Here is a 25702-nt window from a genome sequence, read left to right as displayed (position 1 = left end):
CAATGGATCAACCACCCACTAAACCACCTCCAGGATATAGAAAAACGTCGTTAGAGGAGAGGGCACTCAAATTCGATAGCGGCGCACCTGTAACAGGCGCTGTTGCAATCGGTGATACAGTTGCTTCGACCTTTGGGGATGGCATTGTTCGATTCTTTGATCCTAGTGAGGATGCACCTGCCGAAGTGCATGCGCACAATGGTGTTGTTCTTTGTTGTGCGGCTGATAGAAATCACCTGCTTACTGGCGGAGATGATGGGCAGTTTCTTAGAATTGCCCCCGATGGCACTGTCAATGAGCTCGCTAATTTCGGGTCAAAGTGGGTTGATTGTGTTGCGGCAAGCAACGGGTTGGCTGCATGCTCCTCAGGTCGAGTAGCTTATATATGGACCTCTGACAGGTCAGAAGCGGCAGAGCTAGAGCATTCAAGCACTGTTGGTGGCCTGGCTTTCGATGCAAACGGTAGGCGCCTTGCAGTTGCGCATTATGGTGGAGTAACAGTCTGGGAGCAGAAAAAACACAGATGGAAAAAGTCAAAACTTTTTTGGCAAGGGTCCCATGGCGCAATAACTTTCAGCCCGGACGGCAAATTTATTGTGACGGCAATGCAGGAAAATGCACTTCACGGCTGGCGCCTGCGCGGTAAAATTGACCTCGCAATGACAGGCTACCCAGCTAAAGCCAAAAGTTTTGCCTGGGTAGGTGAAACCCCCTACCTTGCCACCTCTGGCGGTTATGAAGCAATTTGTTGGCCATTTGACGGCCCGCAGGGCCCCATGGAACGACCACCACTTTGTGTCGCTCAACACGGTGAAAATGTAGCAACTTGTGTAGAGGCATTCCCACTGCTGAATGCTGTCTTTGTTGGTTTTCAAGATGGCGCCGTGCTTGTATCGGAAATCGAAGACTCTAAGGATGTTATGGCGCTCAGGGGTCCAACCGGCAACGAGGTAACAGCAATTGCAATCAATCAGCCTCAGTCACATCTTCTCGTCGGCGACGCAAGAGGACATTTGCTGTGGGCGCCATTGAAGAAGTAATCTATAAGGTTAGAAAGAGCCTTTCCTCAAGGTTGGGGGATTGATTATTGAAGATCACAAAACCAGCAATTTCAATAATAGTGGCACGACACACGAAAGGGAGTTATCGCCCCAATCTTTAGATTTTTACTCATTACGCTGACCACTTTGCTGCCTACTGCTACAGGTGCTCTGGGCTTAATCGACGGCACCGCCGGCAATCGCTTGCGTGGAGAAGTCATCGCATCCATCGGCAGTCCTTGGGCAATGACTTTCGTTACCCCGCAACGCCTATTAGTCACCGCTAAGACCGGCGTGGTTTGGCTGGTTTCTACAAATGGCCAGAAAATTAAAGTCGCGGGGGTGCCTGTAGCCGCGGTGGGGGGACAGGGCGGTATGGGGGATGTTGTGCCGCATCCTGATTACGCCACTAACAAATGGATCTATCTGTCTTATGTGGAGAGCGATGACGGCGGCAAAACTCGGGGAGCAGCGGTTGTGCGTGGCCGCCTGCGAGATCTTGAAAGCCCTGTGTTAACCGATGTCGAGCGAATGTGGACACAGTCACCAAAGATGGCAGGTAGCGGGCATTTCGCTCATCGAATAGTCTTTGGCCCGAAGGGCGGGCCCCACGCTGGCAAAATATTTATTACCTCCGGCGATCGCCGAGCCCAGACCTCGGCCCAAGGCTGGGATAATTCTTTGGGTAAGATTATTCGCCTGCATGATGATGGTCGGGTACCATTTGACAATCCATTTAAAGGTCGAGGTGCGCTGGCTCGTAGTTTTTGGACCCTCGGTCACCGTAACTCATTGGGTATCGCCTTTGACGGTGCCGGCCGGCTGTGGGCTCATGAAATGGGGCCGGCCCATGGCGATGAGTTGAACCTCATAGAGAGCGGTCGAAATTATGGCTGGCCGTTGGTCTCCGAGGGTAACCATTACAGTGGTTTGCCGATTCCTTCCCACAGAACGCGGCCCGACTTTACTGCGCCACGGGCTTTTTGGGTTCCCACTATCGCTCCGTCTGGTTTGGTCATTTATTCAGGCAAACTGTTTCCGAGCTGGGCTGGCGCGGCTTTCATTGGAGGATTGCGAAGTCGTGCATTAATCCGCGTCACGCTCCGCGGCGACAAAGCGCGTGAGGCCGAGCGTTTTCGATGGAAGCGGCGGGTGCGTGAGGTTGAAGAAGGGCCGGACGGCGCACTATGGGTTCTGGAAGATGGGCCGCGTGGCCGTTTAATTCGCTTTTCGCCACCGTGATCGGGTCGTTGGTTTTTGAGCTGCGGCTACGCGGGCAGTTAGGTTGCTACCTCATTAAAAGTTAAAAATCTACCATTGGAAAAGACAGAGTTTGATGAAAAGGGAAGTCCAAAGAAACTAAATACCAATCAAAAGATGAGGCAAACATCTGGGGTGCTCTCTGCAAATGATTATTGCGATGTATGCCATTTATCGGGCAAGTTCTGTACCCTTATTGTATCCAATGTTAGCGAAAATAGCCGATATTAGTTGATACTACTGTAAACACCTGCGTTAGGAAAAAGCCAGGTTTATTGAGGTTTTGGGACTTGTAAATAAATGACGATACTCATCTAATTTCGTTCGAATTCCGTCACTCCCTCCACAATGTCATATATTGAGGCCCGACAACTCCTCAAGATTAGGGGACTGACTATTTTGAAGTAACAAACCAGCAACCCCAGACTTACACTCGTGCTAGAATAAAGTATTCTGGTCCTCGCATCCCCTATATTTCCTGAGGCTGCATTCACGGGCAAGTTTTTTTGCTCTCGTAATTTGTGCAGCTGTCATCTTTTGCGCGGCAGTATCGCGGGCCTCGACTGCAGCTTTATCTGCCGATGTTGCGGCAACATCAAACCACATATATGAATAGAGAATGTCTTTTTGAACGCCTTGACCCAACAAATACGATTTACCGAGGTTAAACAAGGATGATGTATGTCCCTGTTCTGCGCCGAGCCTAAACCATTTCACCGCTTCTTTATAATCCTTTGGAACACCATCTCCTTTCTGATACAGCAGGCCTAGTGTAAAAGCGGAATCTGGATCCCCTAGTTTTGCGGCAGCATTGTACCACTTCAAAGCAGTTTTAATATCCTTTGGAACGCCCTTTCCGGTTCTAAATATTACCCCTAAATTGTAAGCCGCACTACTGTGTCCCTGTTTCGCAGCGAGGGTGTACCACCTTATCGCTGTCTCCAAATCTTGAGGAACGCCATGTCCTCTGAGGTACATTTGTCCAATATTAAATTGAGCATCAGCATCTCCCGCTTTAGCAGGAAGTTGAAATTCGCCGAACGCGGTTTGATACTTTCCTTTCTCATAAGCAGAGGAACAGGTAGACGCAATGGGTGAGTGAGAATGCTTGGTTCCCGAAAGACAGAAACCTGCAATAGGTTGAGCGGTCCCACTTAAACTCACACTGCCAAAAGGCTTGGTTTGTGAAGATGACCCTGGCTTTGCGTAACAATCCTTGTACTTCTTGAAAATACATTCGCGGGCCAGTTTTTCAGCTTTTTCAATCTGTGATGGAGTCATTTTCTTGGCGACTACATCTCTAGTCTTAATTCCAGCTTCATCGCCGGATCTTGCAACAATATCCCACCACATAAAAGCGCGAATGTAGTCTTTTTGAATGCCGTTCCCAAAATAATACATTTTGCCGAGATTGAATTGGCAAGGTATGTGACCCATTTCCGATCCCAGCCTGAACCACTTTACCGCCTTGTCATAATCTTGTGGAATACCATCTCCTTTGCTGTGCATTAGACCTAATGCAAAGGCAGAGTTAGCGCTCCCGTGCTCTGTAGCAACTCTATACCACTTCAGTGCTGTTTGATTATTTTGAGGAACGCCATTGCCAGTTCTGTACATGACCCCCAGATTGTGAGGGGCATCGGCATTTCCCTGTTTCGCTGCAAGTTTGTACCAGTTAATCGCACTCTCAGGATCCTTTGGAACTCCTGTCCCGTTTTCGTATAGTATGCCCAAACTGTGTTGCGCTTTGGCATACCCTTGTGCGGCAGCCAAATTATACCAATTTGCTGCCATTTTAAGATTTTTTTGGGTACCTATTCCCCTGTAGTACATCGTGCCCAAATTAAACTGAGCAACAGCATCGCCCTGTTCAGCGACAATTGTCCACTGCTCAAGCGCGGTTGCATAATCTTTTTTTCCATAGGCGGCGGCGCCTTTTTGGTAGTCAGCTCGGGCACTCATCCCCACGCTTCCAATTACCAGGGTAAACGATAGACAGAGTATTTTGATAGATTTGGTCATTCCAACACCATGTCACAATGCTGCTTCTATTTCGGGTACGTTTTCTAACAGAACTAGTAATCTAAATGCCCCATTATTAATATCTTTAGCATGTACTGGATATTTGTAAGTTGATTAATTTTTGGGCACCAGAGGAAAGTTTAAAATGAGCTAATGTGACCATTTTTTGGTAGGCGGCTTTATTTATTTATCTCAACGAATTATGAGATTTAGCAATCGTGATGAACAAGGTTTGATAAAATGAAGATTTCTAATAAAATATGTTTTCGAGCCGTTTTGTATACCACAACCGCCTATTCATTAGCTCTTGGGCAACCTTTCTATGAAGTGCTTAACAGCCAGGGAGGAGGGATCTTTGTCTTTTTATTGTGGCCTTTTATTATTCCACCACTGTCAATCACCCCTTGGTATTTAATTGGCTTCCAAAAAGTTAGATTCGCTCATCTATCATTGCTTCCGCCCCTAACGGTAATCCCTTGCTGGTTTCTTATCAAAGACCGGTTTATGACAAAAACTCAGTCCATAAAACCTTCAGACGACAACAAACTTTGGAAGTTAGACCATGCCCTTGCACTTACATGGACCGGAATCATGGGGGTACTGTCTCTATTTTCCCTCTATTTGATCATTGGTAACTTGGCAATGATCATATTTTTTCAGTGAATACTTGTTGAAGATAAGCAACGGTTGATGCACTAGGCGCTGCGAAAAACTGTGCTGATTTAAGCCTAGATAACTGAGACCTAAATGAGCTAAACACAGAACAGCTCCACAGTGCGATGAGTAGCATTTGACTGGACCTGCTGAAAAATTCTTTCGTGCATCAAACGATTGGAAAAGGAGCTCCGGTGGTAAGGCCTTTATGGATTTTTGCACTTGCAATCGAATTAGTTTGATTAAAGTTTAATCAAAGCTGAGGGCGGGTGCTAACACATTGAGCGTTTTTTCGGTTCTTGTGGTGTTCGTTTTTTTTCGAGAAAAAAATTACCTAATAATATTAGTTATTTAGTGCATTCCAACGGCTCCTTTCTTTTTTGGCATGAATATGGCAGAGTTAGACACGAGTAGCTTTATCGCCGGACACTGGAATGCTCATGTGGGGTGACGAAAGAAGTGCAGCACGAGCTTTCCATTAGGTCGTTATTATAAAACCTTACGGTGTTTGTCGGGAGCTTTTAAAGCTCGAATTCGAGTAAAAACTATAAAGTTTTGGAGTAAGTTTAATATGAAATTTCAGGCTTGGAAAAAATCAAAAGGATGTATGAGGGGTTTATCAGAAGTCCTTAGATTCAAGAATTATTTGTCATTCAGGAAGTCAGGGCATCTTTCCGTTGTTGGTACAGCGCTGGCTGCGTTGATCACATTTTCCAGTAGCAACTCTAACGCCGCTTCAACTGTTACAATCGGAATGACGGCTGCCGATATCCCGATGACCACAGGTGCCCCTTCTCAGGGTGGCGAAGGTCTGCGGTTTACTGGTTTCACAATGTATGATGGGTTAATCAATTGGGATTTAACCAGATCAGATGTGCCGGCACAACTAACGCCGGGGTTAGCGACAAGTTGGAAAGTTAATCCAAAAGATAAGACAAAATGGATCTTTACCCTACGGAAGGGGGTAAAATTCCATGATGGATCGACGTTCAACGCGGACGCCGTTATTTTTAATCTGGCAAAAATTAAAGATAAAAATTCTCCACAATTTGACCCTAAGGGTGCTGCCCAGATACGTGCAAGGATCCCAAGCGTCAAAGCATGGAAAAAAATTGATGAATACACTGTTGAGATTTCAACACCGGCGCCCGACGCGATGCTTCCTTACCAGTTAACTTGGTTTTTGATTTCCAGTCCGGCTCAATGGGAAAAGGTCGGAAAGGATTGGAAAAAATTTGCTTTCAAACCTTCTGGTACTGGTCCGTTTAAGCTCACAAAATTAGTCCCTCGAGAGAAGGCCGTTATGGTTCCTTTCAAAGATTATTGGGACAAGAAAAGGGTAGCAAAGTCTACTATAGTCTTGAGGCCTATTCCGGAGGCAACAGCAAGAACTGCAGCGTTGTTATCTGGGCAAACCGACTGGATTGAGGCACCTGCCCCGGACGCAATACCAAGATTGAAAAAGGCCGGTAAGCAAATTGTTACCAATACTTACCCACACATTTGGCCTTACACCCTTAGCTATTTGCCAGACTCTCCCTGGCTTGACATAAGGGTTAGGAAGGCGGCCAACTTGGCTATCGATCGCGACGGTTTGGTTAAGTTGCTTGGTGGCCTTGCTGAGCCATCGACTGGCTCGGTCGAAAAAGGGCATCCATGGCGTGGAAATCCTAAATTTCAGATAAAGTACGATCCGGACGAGGCTCGTAGATTGATGAAAGAAGTCGGTTACACACCGGAAAAACCGCTGAAGGCGAAGCTAGTCATTTCCACAGGTGGATCTGGTCAAATGCAACCGTTACCAATGAACGAGTACATTCAACAAAACATGAAAAAAGTTGGTATTGATTTGCAACTTGAAGTTGTTGAGTGGGCACGCATGAGGACAATCTCAAGAGCTGGAGCAACAACTCCGGATCAGAAGGGTTTCCATGCTATAAACAATAGCTATTCGACAACTCATCCGTTCAACGCATTTGTTCGTTTCTTCCATTCATCAAGTGTTGCTCCGAAGGGCAGAAACTGGGGCCACTATAAAGCAAAGTGGGCCGACGAGATGATTGATAAGATTCTCGTAACATTTGACATTGAGAAGCAAAACAAGCTCTGTGCTGAATTGCACGAGAGACTTGTGGATGAAGCTGCTTGGATTTGGATTGTTAAGGACCTTAACCCACGCGCACTAGCGGCGAATGTCAAGGGCATGGTTCCTGCCCAGTCTTGGTATCTCGACTTAACTGGTGTTCACAAGAAATAACAATCTTCGAGACAAGGATGTATGACCCGAAAGTCATAATGGCTTGTGGCTTTCGGGTCTTCATTTTAATATGTTTGTTTATTTCATAAAACGATTACTCTACGCTTTGCCAATTGCTATTGGCGTAACCGTATTTGTGTTTTCTCTCGTTTACCTAGGTGGAGACCCACTGGATGCGGTGTTGCCTGACGATGCAACAGCGGCAGATGTTCAAGAGATAAAAGAGATTTATGGTTTCGACAAACCCTTGCCTGTGCAATATATCACATGGTTAGGCCGTGCAATAACCGGAGATTTTGGAACCTCTATCGGGACAGGGCAACCTGTTGCTGACGAAATTAGCAGGGCTATAGTAAATACATTAATTTTAGCAATTTGCTCTGCCTTAACCGGGTTTCCTTTTGCTGTGTTTCTGGGAACTTTAGCAGGGTATTACCACGGACAAAGGGCAGACAAAATAGTCTCTGGTTTTGCGATCACTGGAGTTAGTGTCCCTCACTATTGGCTTGCAATTGTTCTGGTTATAGTTTTTTCGGTGGAACTAAATATTCTCCCGTCTCTGGGGATGGGGCCTGGCGGCTCCGAGGATTGGACCTTAGATTGGGCTCATGCAAAGCATTTGATACTTCCAGTTATAGGCGGGTCCATCATCTCCATGGGTATCATTGCGCGAAGCATGCGAGCAGCTGTTGCTGAAATTCTCAACCAAGAGTTCGTAAGAGCTCTCCGCTCAAAAGGTCTATCCGAAAGTAGAATAGCTTACCACGTCATGAAGAATGCCTTACCGTCAATTCTTGGAGTAGTGGGACTGGAAATCGGTAGCCTTATGGGCGGGTCAATTTTAATCGAGACAATTTTTTCGTGGCCGGGTACCGGCTTTTTATTAAACGAGGCTATTTTTCGCCGAGATTTGCCTGTTTTACAGGGAACAATCTTAGTTTTGGCGATGTTTTTTGTCATTCTGAACCTTATTGTTGATATTAGCCAGACCTTTGTAGATAAGCGGATAATCAGAACGTAAAGCAGGCTCTTGTTTTGGTAATTAGAATAATGAAGCAAAAGTAATGAGTGCAAATACTAATAAGCCACGTACCTATTGGCAGTCGGTGCGGTCCCGTCTCAGGAGGGATCCGGTCACCTTATCCTGCGCTGGGATTATCATAGGAATTGTTCTTCTATCAATGTTTGCTCCGCTGATTGCGCCGGCAAACCCTTATGATACAAATATGCTGAATAGGCTCGCACCGATAGGTTCACCCGGCTACCCTCTTGGTGCCGATGAGCTTGGCCGCGATATGCTCTCGCGGTTGATATACGGTGGGAGAATATCGCTAATTATGGGCTTACTCCCAGTATTTCTTGCATTACTGATTGGTGCAAGCTGTGGAATTATCGCGGGCTATGTTGGTGGAAGAACTAATATGCTGATAATGCGGACAATGGATATATTCTATGCATTTCCGTCGATAATGCTGGCGATTGCAATTTCAGGAGCTATTGGTGCTGGAATAGAAAATGGACTTCTATCCCTTACACTTGTTTTTATACCCCCCATCACCCGTGTCTCTGAAAGCATTACGGTTCAAATTAAGAGCTTTGATTTTATTGATGCAGCGCGGGCAACTGGGGCTAGCACCAGTCGTATTATACTATCCCACATCATAGTAAATGCGCTTGGCCCCATATTTATTTACTGCACAAGTTTAGTCAGTGTGAGCATTATTATAGCGTCTGGATTAAGTTTTTTGGGCTTGGGTGTAAGTCCTCCGGAGGCGGATTGGGGTCTCATGTTGAGCACACTAAGACAATCGATATATGTGAACCCATGGGTCTGTGCGCTTCCAGGCGTCATGATATTTACTACGTCTCTCTGCTTTAATCTAATGAGTGACGGGCTGAGAAGTGCAATGGATGTGAAGATGTGAATATGTCCTGTAATGTGGATTTGGGCTTTTTTCCAGTATCGGACAGGTTCAAGAAATCTTTCAAATTATTTTCTGGATAGCGGAAAAAAGCATGGCAAAGATTGATAAAAGTTTTGTAAAAGTTAGGAATCTTAAAAAGTATTTCCAAACCGGCACCAAAATACCTTTTTTGAAATCCTCCCCCGCTGTTAAAGCAGTTGAAAACGTCTCTTTTGATGTCTTTAAAGGAGAAACACTTGGTGTCGTAGGAGAATCTGGTTGCGGAAAATCGACCGTCGCGCGCCTTCTGATTCAGCTAATAAAACCAGATGCGGGAGAAATAATCATTGATGGTTTAGCCGTTGAAAAGCGTGGAGGTATCTCCACCCGGGATCTGCGGCATCGAATGCAAATGGTGTTTCAAGACAGTTATGCAACATTAAATCCCCGTATGCCGATAGAAGAAAGCATCGCGTTTGGTCCCATATCTAATGGAAAAAAGCCCTCAGAAGCCATGCTCGAAAGCAAGCATGTTATGGATCAAGTTGGTTTAGACCCGAATATTTATCTACATCGGTATCCCCATGAATTGTCAGGAGGACAAAGACAACGAGTCAATATAGCCCGAGCGTTAGCAATGGGGCCAGAAGTCATAATTTTAGATGAAGCGGTATCTGCTTTAGACAAATCGGTAGAGGCGCAAGTTTTAAACTTATTGACAGACCTGAAATCAGATCTGAAATTGACATATATCTTCATCAGCCACGACTTGAACGTAGTTAAATATATTTCCGACAAAGTGATGGTTATGTATTTAGGCGAGGTTGTCGAGTACGGCACAGTAGAGGAAGTGTACCACTCTCCAAAACATCCCTACACCGAGGCCTTACTTGCTTCACAGCCATCCATGGATCCATCTCGGAAGCTGGACACTGTCCCCATTACCGGCGATCCACCCAATCCAATAAATCCGCCTTCAGGTTGTAAGTTTCATACCCGATGTCCGAAGGTGACAGATATGTGTCGCACCGTAAATCCTAATCTCCAATCTACAAATGTGGGCAATCATTTATCGGCATGTCATTTAGCTTAAAACACAACAGGAAGCTCTAATGCTGATTGTTCAAAAGGTATTAACAGTTGAATAAAAACTCAATCATTAGCGACCCAAAAGTCCTCACAGTAAAGGACCTCAGCGTTAAATTTGTCACACCGGATTATTCTGTGCACGCAGTTAACAATGTTTCATTCGACTTAAAGCGTGGAGAAGTTCTTACCTTGCTGGGTGAGTCAGGATCTGGAAAAAGTGTAACGCTTAGCGCTATTCAGCGTCTATTACCGGAAAACATTACTAGCATTGCAGGTAGTATTAAAATAAATGATGAAGAAATTCTAACCATGCCCGCTAAACGATTAAATAGGCTAAGGGGTGGACAAATTGCTATGATCTTTCAGGAGCCTGCTACATCCTTTGATCCTGTTTTTACTGTCGGTCAGCAAATCACCGAAGGGATAAGGCATCACACTGGATGTAGCAAGGACGAAGCAAATAAAAAGGCTCTGGAGTTACTGGATCTCGTCAGGATCCCATCCCCAAAAGATCGGATTAAAAATTACCCATTCGAAATGTCAGGAGGCATGCGGCAACGTGCGATGATCGCATTAGCATTGTCCTGTGATCCTATGATTCTGCTCGCGGATGAGCCGACTACAGCGCTTGATGCAACAGTGCAAATTCAGATACTTTTACTTTTGAAAGATATTCAAAAAGAACTTGGTCTCAGTATTATTTTTGTTACTCATGATATCGGGGTCTCAATCGAAATCGGTGATCGCATTGCGGTAATGTACGGCGGCCAGATCGTCGAAACCGGAAATCTTTCTGATGTCATTAACGATGCTAAACACCCCTACACGAAAGGTCTTTTGTCATCGACAATCCACGCTAATAGTTCTGGTAAGCGTTTACATGCCATCCCAGGCTCACCCCCAAATCTGTCAAATGCGCCGAGTAATTGTTCGTTTTCCGAACGATGTGAATTCGCCAACGAAACATGTAAAAATACAATGCCAGAAAATGTGAAGTTAGGCGTTGAACGTTATTCACGTTGCCTAAGAATAGGTGTCTGGGAATAATTCTGCTATTAAGTTGTCGTCCTGCGCCCCTTTATTTGCGTGGCAGAACTGTCCATATTTTCAAGAACATTTTCTATAAATTGTAAATCGAGCTGAACCTTGCGGACCTGGCTTTGCAAGTCCAAGGTTTGATTGATCTATTTCTAATGAGAACCCGAATAAATTCGCCTACAGCACGTCATTAATCGAGTGACTCAATAAAGGATGTTAACAGTTGCGCTGCTTCACCAAAATCTGACATTTCCATCTTTTCATTTGGATTATGACTGCCATTTTCGTTTCTTATAAAAATCATTGCGCAGGGAATTCCCTCATTAGCAAAAGTTGCACAATCGTGCCCCGCACCACTCGAAATTGGCATTACAGCGATATCGAGTTTTTCCGCGCATTGATAAAAAATTTCACGTAACTTTTTATCCATTATTGCTGGCTTGGCTTCGCGAAATTGGCCAAGCTCAATTTTTACATTTCGGCTCGATGCAATCTGTTTAGCCTTTTTTTGAAGGGCCTTATCGGTGGAAATCAGTATTTTTGAATCAAGACTACGAATGTCCATTGTGAACCTTACGTCACCCGGAATCTTGGTCATGCCGTGATGCTCCGGGTCCGTAGAAAACTCGCCAATTGTACATACAAAATCAATGCCCGACGCGTCGTAATCATCCCAATATCTCTCGAGAGCATTTGCGAAGTCGACAGCGGCAAATAGAGCGTCACCTCTATTTTTTCGCGGAACTGCGCCGGCGTGGCCATATACTCCCTGGACTTTACAATCTCGATAACGAAGATTACCGCGAATGCCGGTTACTATTCCAACTGGCACTTCAGCGTTGACCAAAGTAGGCCCTTGTTCAATATGCGGTTCAATAAAACAACGAATATGATCTGCAGTTAGCCATGACTTGCCAGACCTTAGTGGGGACATATCAAAGCCTGCCTCTTCTATATGTTTGCCGAGACTTAAGCCCGTATCAAAGCGCTCTAGGGTATCAAAATCTTCGATTGGCAAGCGTCCGAATGCCATTCGGCTGCCAATGTATGGCGCTGAGAACCATAATGCTTCTTCTGCCCTAATTGCCATTACGGTAATATCTTGAGGGGGTTGCCAAGCAATCTTTCGAAAATGCTGTAGAACAGTCAATCCCATTATTACACCAGCCGCTCCATCATAATTACCACCATGGGGTACTGTATCCATGTGCGAGCCGATGAAAACCGCAGGCAAATTGCGGTCTCGTCCCGGTAGGGTCATGTATTGGTTGCCTGCGAAGTCAACAGAAATATCAAGATTAAGATTGCTAGCTATCTCGTGGATCAACGAGTGTGCCATATCCTCGCCCTTGCCATATGGCGCACGAGTTACCCCGGGTGGGTTCAGCGAGTTTTTATGCAACGCATCAAAAGTGTTAGTAGCGAGTTTAAGATCGAGCATTGTTACTAATATTTAATTTTTACAATGTTTGTGCATTCTTGTTTTAAAAGTCTATGGTTTACTGCCTATTTTTTCAATCATCAGGCACAGCTGGCGTACCAATCAATTGTTCACAAGCATATGCTGACCATTCAGGCATAGCAGTGCTTTGTCTAAGGAAAGCAATACTTATGTAAATACCTACATTGTTAGATTAGCTAATTACTATTATTAAAGCAGCAGCAGATATTAAAGCACCAACAAAAAACTCGGTCTCTGTACTTAAAGATTTCGAATGCTCTGATTTTCTCAATCAAAGCAGAAGAACTGAAGGGCGAGCTAAAATTTATAAAGCGGGACTAACATTAAATGAAAGTTGACCATTCATGTCACGTTTAGCCATTGTTGTTCTATTTACGGTGTTATTAAGCGATTTGGCAGCGAGTGAAATTTACCCTGGCAAAAAATGGGATGTGGTTGAAGAACCTGAATCTGTTGGTTTCTCAAGTGTCATGTTGAAACAGGCCAAAAGAATATTTGAACGTATGGATTCAAATGCTTTCATTGTTGTTTATAACGGAAAGCTTCTTATTTCGTGGGGCAACACAGACGAAAAACTCGATGTTTTTTCGGTGCGTAAAAGTTTTTTAAGTTCATTGTTCGGAGTTTTTTCAGAAACGGGCCAGATCGATTTAAATGCTAGCCTCGAAGCTCTGGGTATTGACGAGGATGATAAGCTTTCTGCAACAGAAAAATCTGCCCGCATCATCGATTTACTTCGATCTAGGTCTGGTGTTTACCATCCGGCGGCATACACATCCTTTAAAAAGATAATTCAGCGGCCCGACAGAGGTTCTTATAAACCTGGTGAATATTGGTTTTACAATAATTGGGACTTTAATGTGCTAGCAACAATTTTCCATCAGCTAATCAAAACCGATATCTTCAGTGCCTTTTACAATGAAATAGCTTCACCTATTGGGATGCAGGACTTTAAAATTTCAGATGGCCGTTTTCACAAAGAGTACCTTTCCCGCTACCCGGCTTATCCATTTCGCGTAACTGCTCGCGATATGGCGAGGTTTGGGTTACTTTTTGCCCGCTCAGGGCGGTGGCGTGGAAAACAAATCATACCAGAGGCTTGGATTAGGGAGAGTACTAGAACTCACTCAATAACAAGCCGACGAAACAGTAAAAGTGTAGGTTATGGTTTAATGTGGTGGACAGTGCGTCCTGGTCGTCGCCACTTTAAAAACCACCTCGGTGATGACGCATTTTCGGCGAGAGGCAACGGAGGACAATTCATTATTGTGGCTCCTAGTCTCGACATAGTGGTAGTTCACACCAGCGATTGGAAATGGACAAAAAAGAAGGTAAAAGCAGGCCAAGTCGGGATACTACTCCGAGCGGTTTTAAAAGCAAAAACATCAAATTGAATTATCAAAAGCGACGTTACCAATAATGACCTCTTGAAGCACCGACCTCCTGCTTTTTGAATAAAACCTAGGTGCGTGTAGCACTTTTTCTCGCCCAACGCTCTGTCAGCGCCGTTGCTTAAAATTTCCCTGACTCGTGAAAATAGCACTGCAGGCACAATAAAAAATATATAATTCTCAAGTATATTGCTGCAGTTGAGTCTCGTGGTAGAGGTTTATCTTGGTGTTTCAGTTTACATAGGTCGGAGGATTGCCCGAATGAAAAAACCTTTACATTTCCGGAATATAGCTGAGTGCGCCCGTGAAATAGCATCTGGTGCACTATCACCGGTTGAGTTGACGGAAGCATGTCTGAATGTGATTGAAAAATATAATCCGGATGTAAATGCCTTCCTTGAGGTAACGGCCGATCTCGCTTTAGACCAAGCTCGAGCCGCAGAGGAAGAGATCCGACGCATCGGTCCACGCAGCCCTATGCACGGCATACCTTTTGCCCTTAAAGATATATACGACACACGTCATATCGCTACTACGGGGAACTCTGCTCTATATCAGAACCGTATTCCAGTACATGATTCGGCATGTGCCGAGCGTCTCTACGGCGCAGGGGCTGTGCTTTTAGGCAAGCTTGCTACACATGAGTTTGCCACAGGCGGTCCAGCATACGACTTACCCTGGCCGCCTGCATCAAACCCTTGGCTATTGGACCGTTTTCCTGGCGGATCCAGCAGTGGTTCGGGCGCCGCTGTGGCAACAGGTATGGTCCCGGGCGCTCTTGGCAGCGATACGGCAGGTTCTATTCGTCTGCCAGCAGCGTTCTGCGGTGTCGCCGGATTAAAGCCGACTTACGGTCGGGTAAGTAAACGTGGCGTCCTGCCATTATCTTGGACCCTGGATACCTGTGGTCCTCTTACTTGGACGGTAGAGGATTCAGCAATTATGCTGCAGATCATTGCGGGGCATGACTCACTTGATCCGTGTTCCGCGAAGCGTGAGGTTCCCAATTATAAAAGCGCGTTACAGGAGGATCTGAAGGGTATGCGGATCGGTATGGTTCGTCATTTCTATCAGAGGGACACACCAGCCGATGATACAACAGTGGCAGCAATGGAAGATGCTGCTCAGACCCTAGAGGAGCTCGGTGCAACGGTCGTGGATGTAACCCTGCCACCTCTAGCAGACTACCAAGCAGTGACGCGTGTTATTATTGTGAGCGAGGCATTCGCCATTCACCGCGAAAGCCTGCTCTCAAAGCCAGAACTATACAGTGCAGTGACACGTTATCGTATTATGCCCGGAGCATTAGTGTCTGCAGTTGAATATACTAATGCGCTCAGGTTTCAGCGGGTCCTCGCAAATAAGACTGTACGCGCGATGGAAACACTTGATGCGCTTCTTACGGCTACAACTTATGGACCCGCGCCTGTACAGTCACAGATGCGTGCGGAGGCAAATTTTGCGAAACCTCCGCTCACCGGTGCGTTCAATGCGGCACAGCTACCAGCGTTAAGTGTGTGCAACGGCTTTGCGCCAGAGGGACTACCGTTGGGAATGCAAATCGTTGGAAAACCCTTTGATGAAGCAACTATTCTCCGCATAGGTCACGCCTACGAGCGTGCAACGAAATGGCGCGACACACGTCCAGCTTTTAAACATCCAGAGAGTTATGTCGATCCAATCACTACTGACGTTAGTTTAGATACGATTGACCCAACTGCGCTAGAGAAATACCGAGTACGGATTGAGTCTCAAGGTATGCAACTCGACGAGCCGCAACTAGCCAACCTAACAGAGGCTATGCCTCATCTTGAAGCGATGATTGAGCGTATTCCGAAAGACCTAGAATTTGAAGCCGTCCCAGGTTCATTATTTTCTTGGTAGACACGGAGATATTTATTTTACCGATCTTAAAATAAGGGGTAATAAATTTTTAGCCGAAGTGTTCCGCTGCTAAAGGACTGGGGCGGAACTTTCACAGATAAAGGTGATCCATATGTTCACGAAAAAATGTCTAACTATTGGCATGGTTGCATTTCTTGTGACTTTCCCAAATGTTGGCAGTGGTATGGATAAAACAGACAGTAAAAATTACTGTGAAGCTCTAAAATCTGACATAAAAACTGCAATGAGGGCCTATCTTTACAGTAGAAAAAGATGGCCCGAATTGGAGAAAAAAAGAAATCGCGAAGCAGAATAAGCAAGCAGCGCGGGACCAATCTTTCTCTAAATATCGTGACTAGATGATTAAACACAATTATAAATATAGAAAAGCACTAACAGAATATGCATATCCTCGATTGCCTTCTGCAAATGATTTTCATTCAGTAAAAAATTCGGTTGTTTTTATCAAATCGTGGTAACCCGAATAGTGTTATGCTGGGGGTGGTGTCATAGTGATATTTTGTTGAATGCGTATGGCATCGACGCCACCATTACGTTCTGCGTGAATTAATTGAGCAGTTTTTGCGCGCGTGTCTACTTCCTCTGGATCAATAATTTTCCGCAGTTCGCGCTCCAAGCGACCCAAAGTATCGGAGTAGGCGGGGTCGTTAACTAGGTCATTAGTTTCAAAGGGATCAGCTTTAAGATCAAACATTTGTGATGGAGAATTAACGTGGTATATCAACTTTATATTGTCCTCTCGCAACATATACGCTGCATCCTTAGTTGACTTCACATGAACTTCGGCAAAGCCTAGACGAGGATTTGGAACGCCATCGATAAGGGGCCAAAGAGATGCTCCCATGCGATCATTGTTGCTTCCTCTTACCGAAGACCCGACACTTTCAATAATGGTATCAAACAGATCCACATTAGATACGATTTCATTAACAACTGTTCCTTTCCGGATATCAGGGCCACACATCATTAGGGGGATGCCAAGTGAGTGTTCATACAACGTTGATTTTCCGAACATACCATGATTGCCAGCTGCTTCACCATGATCACTCGTATAAAGTAAACGCGTGGTCTCTAGAATGCCCCCCTCACGCGCTGCGCGAATAACCTCACCAATTTGCTCATCAATGTGTGATACCAAACCACAGTAGCCTGCCACGGTGCGGCGCACGAAATTTTCATCGACCGGCTCTGAAAGGCAATCTACTCGACGTATATGATTCAGGGCAGGGTGATCTGGCCGACTGCGCTCGTCCCATTGTACAGGCATAGGTACTTTATCGAGTGGATACATATCAAAGAAACGCTCAGGAACTGTGAACGGTGGGTGCGGGCTGGCGTAGGACACAAGTAGAACCCAAGGCTCTTTAATTTTTGGAGCTTCATTGTTCAACCACTCTATTGCACACTTGGTGACATCAAGGTCATACTTTTGATACGGCGCTTCTCCAACTCCCGACTCACCGTACATGTTGCGAAAGCTAATTCGTTCAGGAACACCCTCGTCTGTCCCCCGCAGCAAGCCAACTAGGTCCCCCGTTGCCTTATGAATGTGCATGGTAACGACTTCGTCGCTAAACCCCTGGGCAATTTCACTGGAAAGGTAATGAAGTTTGCCGACCGCAACTGCGGCACGTCCTTCGTCACGCAACTGGCCATGCCACGATGTTTGAACTCCATCATATGCAAAGTAATTATCCCAATAGCCACTCTGATGAGGATATAAACCGCTCGCCATAGCAGCGCGCGATGGGCAGCAAAGCGGGCTAGCGCAATAGGCATTGTCAAAACGCACACCCATCTCAGCGATCTTGTCTAGGTTAGGCGTCTTTACGGTTGGATGCCCGTAACACCCGAGCATGGACCGCGCATGATTGTCCGTAAGAAAGAAAATCAAGTTAGCTGCTTTTGACATTTCTGGTAACTCCATTTGGAATAATGTTTTCAATAAATAGGCACAACCGTGAACGATGTAGGTGAGCGGCAACAGTGATCGTGACATCCTATGCTGCCATATATTTCTCTGGCACGCCGGCAATGTGAGTTAACATGGGCGGCACGGGTTAGTTGGAAATTTTTTTTCCATCTTTGTACATGCCAGAACCCTCATCAAAGCCGCGGCTGCATGGGGCAGTTCGTTTTGTGCCATCCTTTAAAAAGAAACTCCACAAGCCGTCTTTTATTCCACCCTTAAAGTTTCCCTTCTCCTGTAATTGTCCATTTTTGTGATACTTTAACCAGGAACCGTATCTTAAACCGTCCTTATAGTTTCCTTTAGACCACAGTTGCCCATCTTGGTAGTACCAAACAAAAGGGCCGTCATACTTATCACTTTTGAAACTTCCTTTGGCACGTAACTGTCCATTTTCGTAATAATTGAGATAGGGACCATCCCTGCTGTCCCTTTCATAGGTTTGTTTGGTCTCCAACTGCCCGCTCTGAAAATACCAAAGCCAAACGCCGTGATATAGACCATTCGAATAGGTTCCCTTTACCCGCACCCCGCCATCGTTATAGTAACGAATATAGGGGCCATCCCACTTACCGTTCTTAATTGACCCGCGCTCTTTGCCTGCCACCTTCCCTGTAAAGGGTGTCTCAGAAAGCCTATAGTAGAAAAGGTTCTCCCGTTCAACCAGGCCCTCAGAGTCAATCCGGGAGCAGGTCAATCCGGTAACTCTACAAATCAGCGTTTCACCGCTCGCAAATGAGGGGAACAAGAGAGATAGCACAAAAACTGGGACAAGACAGCGCTTCATTAAATTAAGTTCCAATAGAGCGTAGTACGGACAGCTGGCCGGGGAGGTTAGGGTGGAATCTCAGGCAAACTGTCGAACCCTAGTGTCTAAATGAAGAAACCCACTGCTCAGTGGGTTTCATCGATTATTCAGAGGTGGAATTCGTAGATATTGTTATTGATGTCTGGTTCTCATTCTACCATAAAAGTTTCTAATACCTAATTTTTATATGGAGTTTTTGTCATAATGCGGTGTTAGGTGATAGCTTTTCCGGGGGCGCAGGCAAACAAGGTTTCAAAATGAAAAAAACCATTATAGGCGGATTTTTGTTTATGTTTTTGTCTTCATAGATACTTGGTGAAGACCGCAACGATAGCGCAAAATTACCATACTGGACTGGCCATAAAGCGGCTTTAGTGGCCACGACGGACGATAGTAGTGTAGATGGTCCGTTGCGTTGCGAGCTGGTTATTGTCTACTCCCAGGACGGAAAACGCTATTCCGCAACTGTAGATATAACATTCATGTGCTTACATCATAACTCATCAAGCGATGCAGAATGCGAGGGGTCAGTCGATAAGTCCGGTGTGCTTGAACGGCAAGAATGTACTCCAGGCAATTGGTCTCAGAGAGACTTAGTGGGCACTGTCTTAAATCCAATATTAGATAATGTTGGAGAAGGGCCGTCTGGCGGATGCTCCTGGAAAGATAGTAAGCTTCTTGAAAAGCGTAATCTTCTCGTAAAGGGTAAAACAGGCCCGTGGCATTCTTTGGAACAGTTACCAATCTAGCCGGATATTTTGCTAATGTCCTCCAGCATACTCCATGCAACTTGATCCGGATAAATAACAGCAAAAATGCTTTGTAGGGGCATGTAAATGTACAATAATTCAGATATCAGCAGCGGGTAATGTTGCAGTGGAGAGGGGCCCTGCTTATTATGTAATGTCCTTTATCCCGGCAAACTAATAATGGTGTTTGACTCTTGCTCTCTATCTATGAGCGCACCGTTGTGGTTTATTGGTGATAAAAGATTATTAGTGGTGGTGCAAATTAACCACCACATCATATATCCGAGGGAAAATTTATCGTGTCTTTACAAATCTCCGAAGAACCGGCTGAGGTCGCATCGCAATCCATAGAAGTATCACCTCTAACAATTCATATTGGTGCAGAAATTAGCGGTGTTGATTTAACGCGTCCGCTAACGCAGCAACAAATCGATGAAATACGAGCGGCTTTACTTAAGTGGCGCGTAGTTTTCTTCCGTGACCAAGCTATGACACATGCACAACACATAGATTTTGCAAAACAATTTGGTGAATGCACACCAGGGCATGCTGTGTATGGTAGCGATAGTGAATATCCAGAAATTTATCCAATTTCTAAAAATCGCAGCGCTAATCATTTTCGCGAGCAGGTTCGGCAACGTCCCTGGACAGGCTGGCATTGTGACATTACTGCAGCAATTAACCCGCCGATGGCTTCAATCCTGCGTGGTGATATCGTGCCGCCCTATGGAGGCGATACACAGTTTACGAATCTCATGGCTGCCTATAACGCCTTATCACCTGCGTTGCAGGCCTTTGTGTGCGGTTTGCGAGGCATTTTTAGAAATGGTATGGCAGGTGGCGCCAACGTTTCCAAGGAATATGCAGAACAAATAAAAAACCGAACGTTGGAATCCGAGCATCCATTGGTAAGGGTTCATCCGGAAACCGGTGAACGAGCACTTTATGTTGCTCCAACCCACTTGAAGGATATTGTCGATCTCACGCCAACGGAGAGTGCAGGGGTCCTCGAAATATTATGGGGACACATAGTCCGGCCAGAATTTACCGTTCGTTTTAAATGGGAACCCGGTAGTGTTGCATTTTGGGATAATCGGGCCGTGTCTCATTTGGCACCGAAAGACATATTTGCATCTGATTTCGACCGTCAGTTTTACCGAGTGACACTTGTTGGCGACGTGCCGGTGGGCGTGGATGGAAAGGAGTCTATCTCTCTCCAAGGCGAGCCTATCCTCGCAGTATAGGGTCACTTGTTAAATTTAGACTTTGAAGCTTGCGATTTGTCCTGTCTGTCATTCGATGTATCTCATCTTCAAGAGTAAGAACTTTTAAATGTTACTAAAGCGTATTTATAAAGATGATCAATGATCATCTGACAATCTCTGAAGCAATTTTTGCCAAAACGCCGTTACTGAATAAATTACCTGCTTCGTATTCTTCATCTACTGAAAAAATAGAAATCACAGTGTTTTTTTCTACGCTAAGGATATTGAAAAAACCACCGTGACCAGTCATGGTGATTGCGCTCTCACCATCAACATCATAAACCCAAAACTGAAAACCATATCTTACGTTTTCACGATGTGTGGATACAGAAGAGGAAATTCCTTCCTTAAAAAATCTGCCCATACAACTCTCAGACTTAACCTCATCAATTATAAACTGACCAAATGAATTCCAGTCAGGAGCGGTCATTACCAACCTGGCTTGAGAAACTGTCCGGCCCTTGTTGTCCGCTACCCAATGCATTTGTCCATTAGGCCCAAATCGTTTAAAGACGGTCTCATAAAAAATTTGTGCAACCGATTTACCCGTAAGTTCAAAAACAAGTACCGAGAGCGCAAAAGGGTCTGCGGAATGATAATTATGCTGTTCGCCTTGTTTGCGAGATGTACCTTTGAAATGGTGTACAGCCGCCAGAACATCCGCGTTCCCAGCAAATTTTTTCATTCCCATAGCCATTTGATTGGCCAGTCTTACGTCTCTTCGCCCTAGCGGGGTTACACCACTATTCATCTGCAAAACATTACGTATCGATATTTTATTATAAGCTGTTTCTCTTAATCCAACGGCATAAGTACCAATTTCATCGTCAAGTGATTTAATAGACCCATCGCATACAAGGCTACCAACCGCAGCACCTAATGCTGTTTTTGACATCGACATTCCCTGAATAGGCGTTTGAGAATTGATTTTTCTATTATCGTCAAATCGTGCATAGACAACTTTGTTATTTTTTCTAACTATTGCGGCGAGATTGTATTCATCGTCAAAGAATTCGTCGAAATTTTGTTTTTTTATTTGTTTTACCGTACTCGGTAGTTCCCTTCCAAAACTCTCCATGTTCACCTTAAATGGTCCTACCATCCCTGTTTCATGCGCTTTGAAATACGGCTTAATTTGCCGTTGCCACATCCTCTCAGGTCCATGGTCTGCTAGGGTCTCTGTTGAGATAAAAACCCCTGAAAGAAATAAAGTGACAGCCACCGCAAAAAGCGAAAGATTTGAGAATTTCATAATTAAAGTTCTCCTTCAAAAGCATTTGGCACTTTAATTAATGGTAGGGGGACTTAGACAGGCGGCCGCTTCATTCCTAAGTTGAGTTCTTGCTCAATCGCCCAAGCAATTCGAAAGCACATAGCCTCATCAAAAGCTCGGCTAACAATCTGAAGTGCTAATGGGAGGCCATTTGAATGAAAACCGCTCGGTATCGCAATCGCCGGGTTCCCGATTAAGTTGAACGGTGTGCGCGCCTGTCGGCCATAAGTCCGCTCAACCTCTTGCATATCCGAGAGGTTTGCAGGTGTTTCGTGGCTAGAAACCGTAATCGCCGCATCCATGCCTGTCATTGCGTCATGAAACGCGTCAATCAGTTGCGTGCGCTTGCGAGTAGCGTTGACATAATCAGCTGCGCTAAAAAAGGCGCCCGGTAAGATGCGGCGCCGACTTGAAGCAGAATAACTATCTGGCTTGAATTTTAGGTCTTTTTGGTGGATTGCGTAGGCCTCACTCAGCATAATAATGCGGCTACATGCTGAGTATTGTTCTAGATTTGGTAACCGGATCTCTTTCACCTCTGCCCCAAGGCTGGAAAGTAGTTTTGCGGCGCTTTCAATGCTCTCTGCCATCTCCGCATCCGCAATCATATCTTCATTGTAAAAATGCCGGATCAAGCCAATTTTTAGACCTCTCACTCCATCTTTGAGTTCTTTAAAATAATCATCAATGGGTCTCGATGCGCTCGCGGGATCAGCCGGATCATGTCCTGCGATGATAGACAAAATGAGGGCACTATCTTCAACGGTGCGGGTCAATGGACCAACGTTATCAAGCGAAAAAGATAGGGGGATCACTCCCCGTCGGCTGACCCGTCCATAAGTTGGCTTGATACCAACAATTCCGCAGCAGGAGGCTGGATTACGTACACTGCCGCCCGTATCGCTTCCGAGCGCGGCAGGTACCATGCCTGCTGCCACGCTGGCACCAGCGCCAGATGAAGATCCGCCTGGGTGATGTTCTCGATTCCAGGGGTTACGCGCAGGTGGAAAGGGTAAGTCGAATGCTGGGCCACCAATTGCAAACTCATGGGTTGCAAGCTTGCCAGTAATCACGGCACCGGCATGTTTTAGCTTGCTGGTAACAAACGCATCAGCCGTGGCAATGTTGTCCAGCAGCAGTCTGGAATGTGCGGTCGTATGCACGCCTTGCAAATCAATTATATCTTTCAGGGCCACCGGCACACCATGCAGTGGCCCTTTTATATCACCATTTGCTAAAGCTTCATCAGCGGCCTTCGCAGACGCCAATGCTTCATCGCGGAGTAAACGAATATAGGCGTGGAGATTTCCATCTATGGCATCGGTCCGGGCCAACAATGCTGTGGTCAATTCTGTCGAGGATAATTCTTTAGAGGCAATTTTTCGACCAGCTTCAGCCGCACTTAAGAAGAAGAGATCTTCATCCATGATCAAACCTTCCCTAATTATTGTTTCGCGGCAAGCTTAGCTTGGAACACATGTGAAGGCTCATCGCCGTATCCCAATTCAAACTGCACTTGATCAGTAAATTTCCGTGCTGAGACCAGTGCCTCCCGCACATCGTCTGGGAATCGTTCATAGGTTTTTTCTAAGTCTGCATGGGCCAAGACATTGGGCCAGTTATCAGTCATTAGCTTACTCCCCGGTGCATTTTTGTTTAAATACGTATTATCAGGATTATTAGAGCTTATGCAAATGCCGAAAGATTCGTTTACACTGTTGGCTTGGGCCGTCGCTTGTGCCACTCAGTGGCTTTTTGAAAAGCGTCAGCTACCCTTAGAGTGCGTGCTTCACCCAACGGGCGCCCGTGTATCATCAGACCTATTGGTAGTCCATCGCTATCAAAACCGCAAGGCGTGCTTATCGCCGGTAAACCAAGATAGTTTGCAGGTCGTGTATTTAGTGATACTGCGCTGAAGGCTTTTATGTTTTCTGGTTCGCCAGTGTCCATGCGCGTTGCATCCAGTGTCGGAACTTTTGTTCGAATAGTTGGACTGGCAAACACATCAACCTTGCTAAAAACCTCTTTTGCAAAAGTGCGTAGTATCGGACCGCGACGGTTCAATGCTTCCAGATAGTAAGATGCGGGGATTGCTGCGCTAGGGAAGTTTCGTGACCCTACATGCACTGAGTAGTCTTGTGGCCGTATGCGGAGCCAATCGCTATGAATTGTCACGCTTTCACAGCGCGAAAGTATGTTGCCATAAGTCGAAATGGTATCCATTAATGGAAGTTTGACGGAAATGATTGTCGCGCCAAGATCCTTCATTGTAGCTAGTGCAGCATCAAATGCCGCTTGCACTTCCTCATTTACACCCTCGAGGTAATAGTTGGTTGGCACACCAACTTTCAGACCTCTGATATCGCCGGTAAGAGCGGTCTCATAATCGGGCGGTGGATCTGCGAGCGCTGTCGGATCTCTTGGATCTGGTCCGGCTATCACACTGAGCACACGTGCGCAGTCTCGTGCCGTACGTGCTAGGGGTCCCACGTTGTCACAGGAATGTGACAACGGCATTACGCCGTAACGTGACACACGGCCCTGCGTGGCTTTGATACCGGTTACGCCACAGATGCCTGCAGGCAGGCGGATTGAGCCGCCGGTATCTGACCCAAGGGCAGCCGTAACACACCGAGCGCTCACCGCCGCACCTGACCCTGAGGACGAACCGCCAGTGCAATAGTCTCGCTTCCATGGATTATGGCAATCACCAAAGTGGGTATTATGACCAGTCGGATTTTGCGCAAACTCGGCCATGTTCAAGCCACCAAGAGTGATTGACCCGGCGGAGTGTAGGCGGTCAATGACCGTTGCTGTGACATCCGGTCTGAAATTTGCGCGGATCTTTGAGCCACAGGTAGATAATTTTCCGGTTTGATAATACATGTCTTTATGCGCAAGGGGAACGCCATGCAAGGGCCCGAGCGTTTCGCCCGCTGCCCGCTTGGCGTCGAGCGCTGTAGCTTTTTCAAGCGCTTCTTCCCGGTCAAGCCAGATTGTGGCGTTGATCGATGGGTTCCAGATCTCAAAAGCGTCCAAGGCGGCTTCGGTAAGGGCGACAGAAGTCACCGCCCCAGTAGCAATAGCGTTGGCCGCCTCGACAAGTGTGAGGTCTAAAAGAGCACTCCTAGATGGATTCATAGCTCTCATTCGCCCGTATCCCGGGTTTCAAATATGGCTGCCACAAAGCTTGACGGCTCATCCTCAAAAGCCATTGTTCCACGCACATCCGCATAACCCTTTCGTGTTTCAGAAAGCTGAGCCGCTAAATACTCCGCAGCCGGATGCTGTAGTTCGATATCACTCCAATAAGCTGCTGCGGATGCAACTATTGAAATCGCACGCATCTGTTCGGGCTTTTTTCCTTCGGCCATATATTCCTCCTGCCTCAAGCTGTAGTGTCATTGAAGACGGTTTCGTGACAGTCTGAGTCCGTTTTCAAACAAACATTACAACTCCACGAACGTGCCAAATTGATCATTACTGTCGGGCCTAGTTTAGTTTGTTGTGTCCATAGAAATCAACGCGGCGCTACTGCAAAAAGGTCCATCCCGGTTATCCCCGCTATCCTTCTGTTTCAACACTTCTCGGGCGAAGGCGAATCATAAGAGCTTGA

At 45.9% G+C, this 25702-nt stretch carries 21 protein-coding genes; 12 read left to right on the top strand and 9 right to left on the bottom strand.

Annotated features, from left to right (window positions below):
• Positions 1 to 2 precede the first annotated feature (2 nt).
• On the top strand, positions 3 to 1040 hold the full coding sequence (locus VX941_06180) for a WD40 repeat domain-containing protein (GenBank protein ID MEE2932994.1): 1038 nt from the start codon (positions 3 to 5) through the stop codon (positions 1038 to 1040).
• 147 nt (positions 1041 to 1187) lie between these two features.
• Positions 1188 to 2282 carry a PQQ-dependent sugar dehydrogenase gene (locus VX941_06175; GenBank protein MEE2932993.1) on the top strand — a complete coding sequence of 365 codons (1095 nt, stop codon included), beginning with the start codon at positions 1188 to 1190 and terminating at the stop codon, positions 2280 to 2282.
• Positions 2283 to 2738: 456 nt separating this feature from the next.
• On the opposite strand, the gene VX941_06170 is transcribed toward VX941_06175, so the two are convergent.
• Entirely contained in the window at positions 2739 to 4322 is a 1584-nt protein-coding gene (locus VX941_06170) for an SEL1-like repeat protein (protein MEE2932992.1), read from the bottom strand.
• A gap of 1225 nt (positions 4323 to 5547) precedes the next feature.
• Here VX941_06170 and VX941_06165 point away from each other — a divergent pair.
• The 5 genes from VX941_06165 to VX941_06145 all read left to right on the top strand — a co-directional run bounded on the left by VX941_06165 (position 5548) and on the right by VX941_06145 (position 11273).
• On the top strand, positions 5548 to 7233 hold the full coding sequence (locus tag VX941_06165; GenBank protein MEE2932991.1) for an ABC transporter substrate-binding protein: 1686 nt from the start codon (positions 5548 to 5550) through the stop codon (positions 7231 to 7233).
• A 70-nt stretch (positions 7234 to 7303) separates the two neighbouring features.
• Positions 7304 to 8254 (top strand): ABC transporter permease, encoded by a 951-nt coding sequence (locus tag VX941_06160; GenBank protein MEE2932990.1) that lies wholly within the window; start codon positions 7304 to 7306, stop codon positions 8252 to 8254.
• A 43-nt stretch (positions 8255 to 8297) separates the two neighbouring features.
• A complete protein-coding gene (locus VX941_06155; GenBank protein ID MEE2932989.1) occupies positions 8298 to 9158 on the top strand; it encodes an ABC transporter permease in 861 nt (286 codons plus the stop codon).
• Positions 9159 to 9249: 91 nt separating this feature from the next.
• Complete coding sequence (locus tag VX941_06150; protein ID MEE2932988.1) at positions 9250 to 10230, top strand: oligopeptide/dipeptide ABC transporter ATP-binding protein; 981 nt, start codon at positions 9250 to 9252, stop codon at positions 10228 to 10230.
• Between the two features lie 47 nt (positions 10231 to 10277).
• A complete protein-coding gene (locus tag VX941_06145; protein MEE2932987.1) occupies positions 10278 to 11273 on the top strand; it encodes an ABC transporter ATP-binding protein in 996 nt (331 codons plus the stop codon).
• 181 nt (positions 11274 to 11454) lie between these two features.
• On the opposite strand, the gene VX941_06140 is transcribed toward VX941_06145, so the two are convergent.
• A complete protein-coding gene (locus VX941_06140) occupies positions 11455 to 12705 on the bottom strand; it encodes a hydantoinase/carbamoylase family amidase (GenBank protein MEE2932986.1) in 1251 nt (416 codons plus the stop codon).
• A 365-nt stretch (positions 12706 to 13070) separates the two neighbouring features.
• Here VX941_06140 and VX941_06135 point away from each other — a divergent pair, with 365 nt between their 5' ends.
• The 3 genes from VX941_06135 to VX941_06125 all read left to right on the top strand — a co-directional run bounded on the left by VX941_06135 (position 13071) and on the right by VX941_06125 (position 16317).
• Positions 13071 to 14120, top strand: a complete 1050-nt coding sequence (locus tag VX941_06135) for a serine hydrolase (protein ID MEE2932985.1) — start codon at positions 13071 to 13073, stop codon at positions 14118 to 14120.
• A gap of 258 nt (positions 14121 to 14378) precedes the next feature.
• A complete protein-coding gene (locus VX941_06130) occupies positions 14379 to 16001 on the top strand; it encodes an amidase (GenBank protein MEE2932984.1) in 1623 nt (540 codons plus the stop codon).
• A 112-nt stretch (positions 16002 to 16113) separates the two neighbouring features.
• On the top strand, positions 16114 to 16317 hold the full coding sequence (locus VX941_06125; GenBank protein ID MEE2932983.1) for a hypothetical protein: 204 nt from the start codon (positions 16114 to 16116) through the stop codon (positions 16315 to 16317).
• A gap of 174 nt (positions 16318 to 16491) precedes the next feature.
• Here VX941_06125 and VX941_06120 read toward each other — a convergent pair whose 3' ends face one another.
• Both VX941_06120 and VX941_06115 read right to left on the bottom strand, forming a co-directional pair.
• Positions 16492 to 18021: a sulfatase-like hydrolase/transferase gene (locus VX941_06120; GenBank protein ID MEE2932982.1), complete on the bottom strand. Its 1530-nt coding sequence runs from the start codon at positions 18019 to 18021 to the stop codon at positions 16492 to 16494.
• 61 nt (positions 18022 to 18082) lie between these two features.
• Positions 18083 to 18778 carry a toxin-antitoxin system YwqK family antitoxin gene (locus VX941_06115; protein ID MEE2932981.1) on the bottom strand — a complete coding sequence of 232 codons (696 nt, stop codon included), beginning with the start codon at positions 18776 to 18778 and terminating at the stop codon, positions 18083 to 18085.
• A gap of 395 nt (positions 18779 to 19173) precedes the next feature.
• Here VX941_06115 and VX941_06110 point away from each other — a divergent pair, with 395 nt between their 5' ends.
• Together VX941_06110 and VX941_06105 are read left to right on the top strand one after the other, a co-directional pair.
• Positions 19174 to 19548: a hypothetical protein gene (locus VX941_06110; protein ID MEE2932980.1), complete on the top strand. Its 375-nt coding sequence runs from the start codon at positions 19174 to 19176 to the stop codon at positions 19546 to 19548.
• Positions 19549 to 19847: 299 nt separating this feature from the next.
• Entirely contained in the window at positions 19848 to 20792 is a 945-nt protein-coding gene (locus tag VX941_06105; protein ID MEE2932979.1) for a TauD/TfdA family dioxygenase, read from the top strand.
• Between the two features lie 124 nt (positions 20793 to 20916).
• On the opposite strand, the gene VX941_06100 is transcribed toward VX941_06105, so the two are convergent.
• From VX941_06100 to VX941_06080, 5 genes are all read right to left on the bottom strand, one after another.
• Positions 20917 to 22065, bottom strand: a complete 1149-nt coding sequence (locus tag VX941_06100; protein ID MEE2932978.1) for a serine hydrolase — start codon at positions 22063 to 22065, stop codon at positions 20917 to 20919.
• Positions 22066 to 22118: 53 nt separating this feature from the next.
• On the bottom strand, positions 22119 to 23513 hold the full coding sequence (locus VX941_06095) for an amidase (GenBank protein MEE2932977.1): 1395 nt from the start codon (positions 23511 to 23513) through the stop codon (positions 22119 to 22121).
• Positions 23514 to 23530: 17 nt separating this feature from the next.
• Positions 23531 to 23716 carry a hypothetical protein gene (locus VX941_06090; protein MEE2932976.1) on the bottom strand — a complete coding sequence of 62 codons (186 nt, stop codon included), beginning with the start codon at positions 23714 to 23716 and terminating at the stop codon, positions 23531 to 23533.
• Between the two features lie 80 nt (positions 23717 to 23796).
• Positions 23797 to 25236 carry an amidase gene (locus VX941_06085; GenBank protein ID MEE2932975.1) on the bottom strand — a complete coding sequence of 480 codons (1440 nt, stop codon included), beginning with the start codon at positions 25234 to 25236 and terminating at the stop codon, positions 23797 to 23799.
• Positions 25233 to 25460 carry a hypothetical protein gene (locus VX941_06080; protein MEE2932974.1) on the bottom strand — a complete coding sequence of 76 codons (228 nt, stop codon included), beginning with the start codon at positions 25458 to 25460 and terminating at the stop codon, positions 25233 to 25235. Before VX941_06080 ends, VX941_06085 begins: the two co-directional genes overlap by 4 nt.
• Between the last annotated feature and the right edge of the window lie 242 nt (positions 25461 to 25702).

The sequence above is a fragment of the Pseudomonadota bacterium genome (assembly GCA_036339585.1).
Classification (GTDB): Bacteria; Pseudomonadota; Alphaproteobacteria; order UBA8366; family UBA8366; genus UBA8366.
The sequence above is the reverse complement of the archived record's forward strand: the minus strand, read 5'-3'. Positions and strand labels throughout refer to the sequence as shown.

Coding starts and splice junctions, on each gene's coding strand:
- VX941_06180 (MEE2932994.1), top strand. CDS start 3: ATGGATCAACCACCCACTAAACCACCTCCAGGATATAGAAAAACGTCG.
- VX941_06170 (MEE2932992.1), bottom strand. CDS start 4,322: ATGACCAAATCTATCAAAATACTCTGTCTATCGTTTACCCTGGTAATT.
- VX941_06165 (MEE2932991.1), top strand. CDS start 5,548: ATGAAATTTCAGGCTTGGAAAAAATCAAAAGGATGTATGAGGGGTTTA.
- VX941_06160 (MEE2932990.1), top strand. CDS start 7,304: ATGTTTGTTTATTTCATAAAACGATTACTCTACGCTTTGCCAATTGCT.
- VX941_06155 (MEE2932989.1), top strand. CDS start 8,298: ATGAGTGCAAATACTAATAAGCCACGTACCTATTGGCAGTCGGTGCGG.
- VX941_06150 (MEE2932988.1), top strand. CDS start 9,250: ATGGCAAAGATTGATAAAAGTTTTGTAAAAGTTAGGAATCTTAAAAAG.
- VX941_06140 (MEE2932986.1), bottom strand. CDS start 12,705: ATGCTCGATCTTAAACTCGCTACTAACACTTTTGATGCGTTGCATAAA.
- VX941_06135 (MEE2932985.1), top strand. CDS start 13,071: ATGTCACGTTTAGCCATTGTTGTTCTATTTACGGTGTTATTAAGCGAT.
- VX941_06130 (MEE2932984.1), top strand. CDS start 14,379: ATGAAAAAACCTTTACATTTCCGGAATATAGCTGAGTGCGCCCGTGAA.
- VX941_06125 (MEE2932983.1), top strand. CDS start 16,114: ATGTTCACGAAAAAATGTCTAACTATTGGCATGGTTGCATTTCTTGTG.
- VX941_06120 (MEE2932982.1), bottom strand. CDS start 18,021: ATGTCACGATCACTGTTGCCGCTCACCTACATCGTTCACGGTTGTGCC.
- VX941_06115 (MEE2932981.1), bottom strand. CDS start 18,778: ATGAAGCGCTGTCTTGTCCCAGTTTTTGTGCTATCTCTCTTGTTCCCC.
- VX941_06100 (MEE2932978.1), bottom strand. CDS start 22,065: ATGAAATTCTCAAATCTTTCGCTTTTTGCGGTGGCTGTCACTTTATTT.
- VX941_06095 (MEE2932977.1), bottom strand. CDS start 23,513: ATGGATGAAGATCTCTTCTTCTTAAGTGCGGCTGAAGCTGGTCGAAAA.
- VX941_06090 (MEE2932976.1), bottom strand. CDS start 23,716: ATGACTGATAACTGGCCCAATGTCTTGGCCCATGCAGACTTAGAAAAA.
- VX941_06085 (MEE2932975.1), bottom strand. CDS start 25,236: ATGAGAGCTATGAATCCATCTAGGAGTGCTCTTTTAGACCTCACACTT.
- VX941_06080 (MEE2932974.1), bottom strand. CDS start 25,460: ATGGCCGAAGGAAAAAAGCCCGAACAGATGCGTGCGATTTCAATAGTT.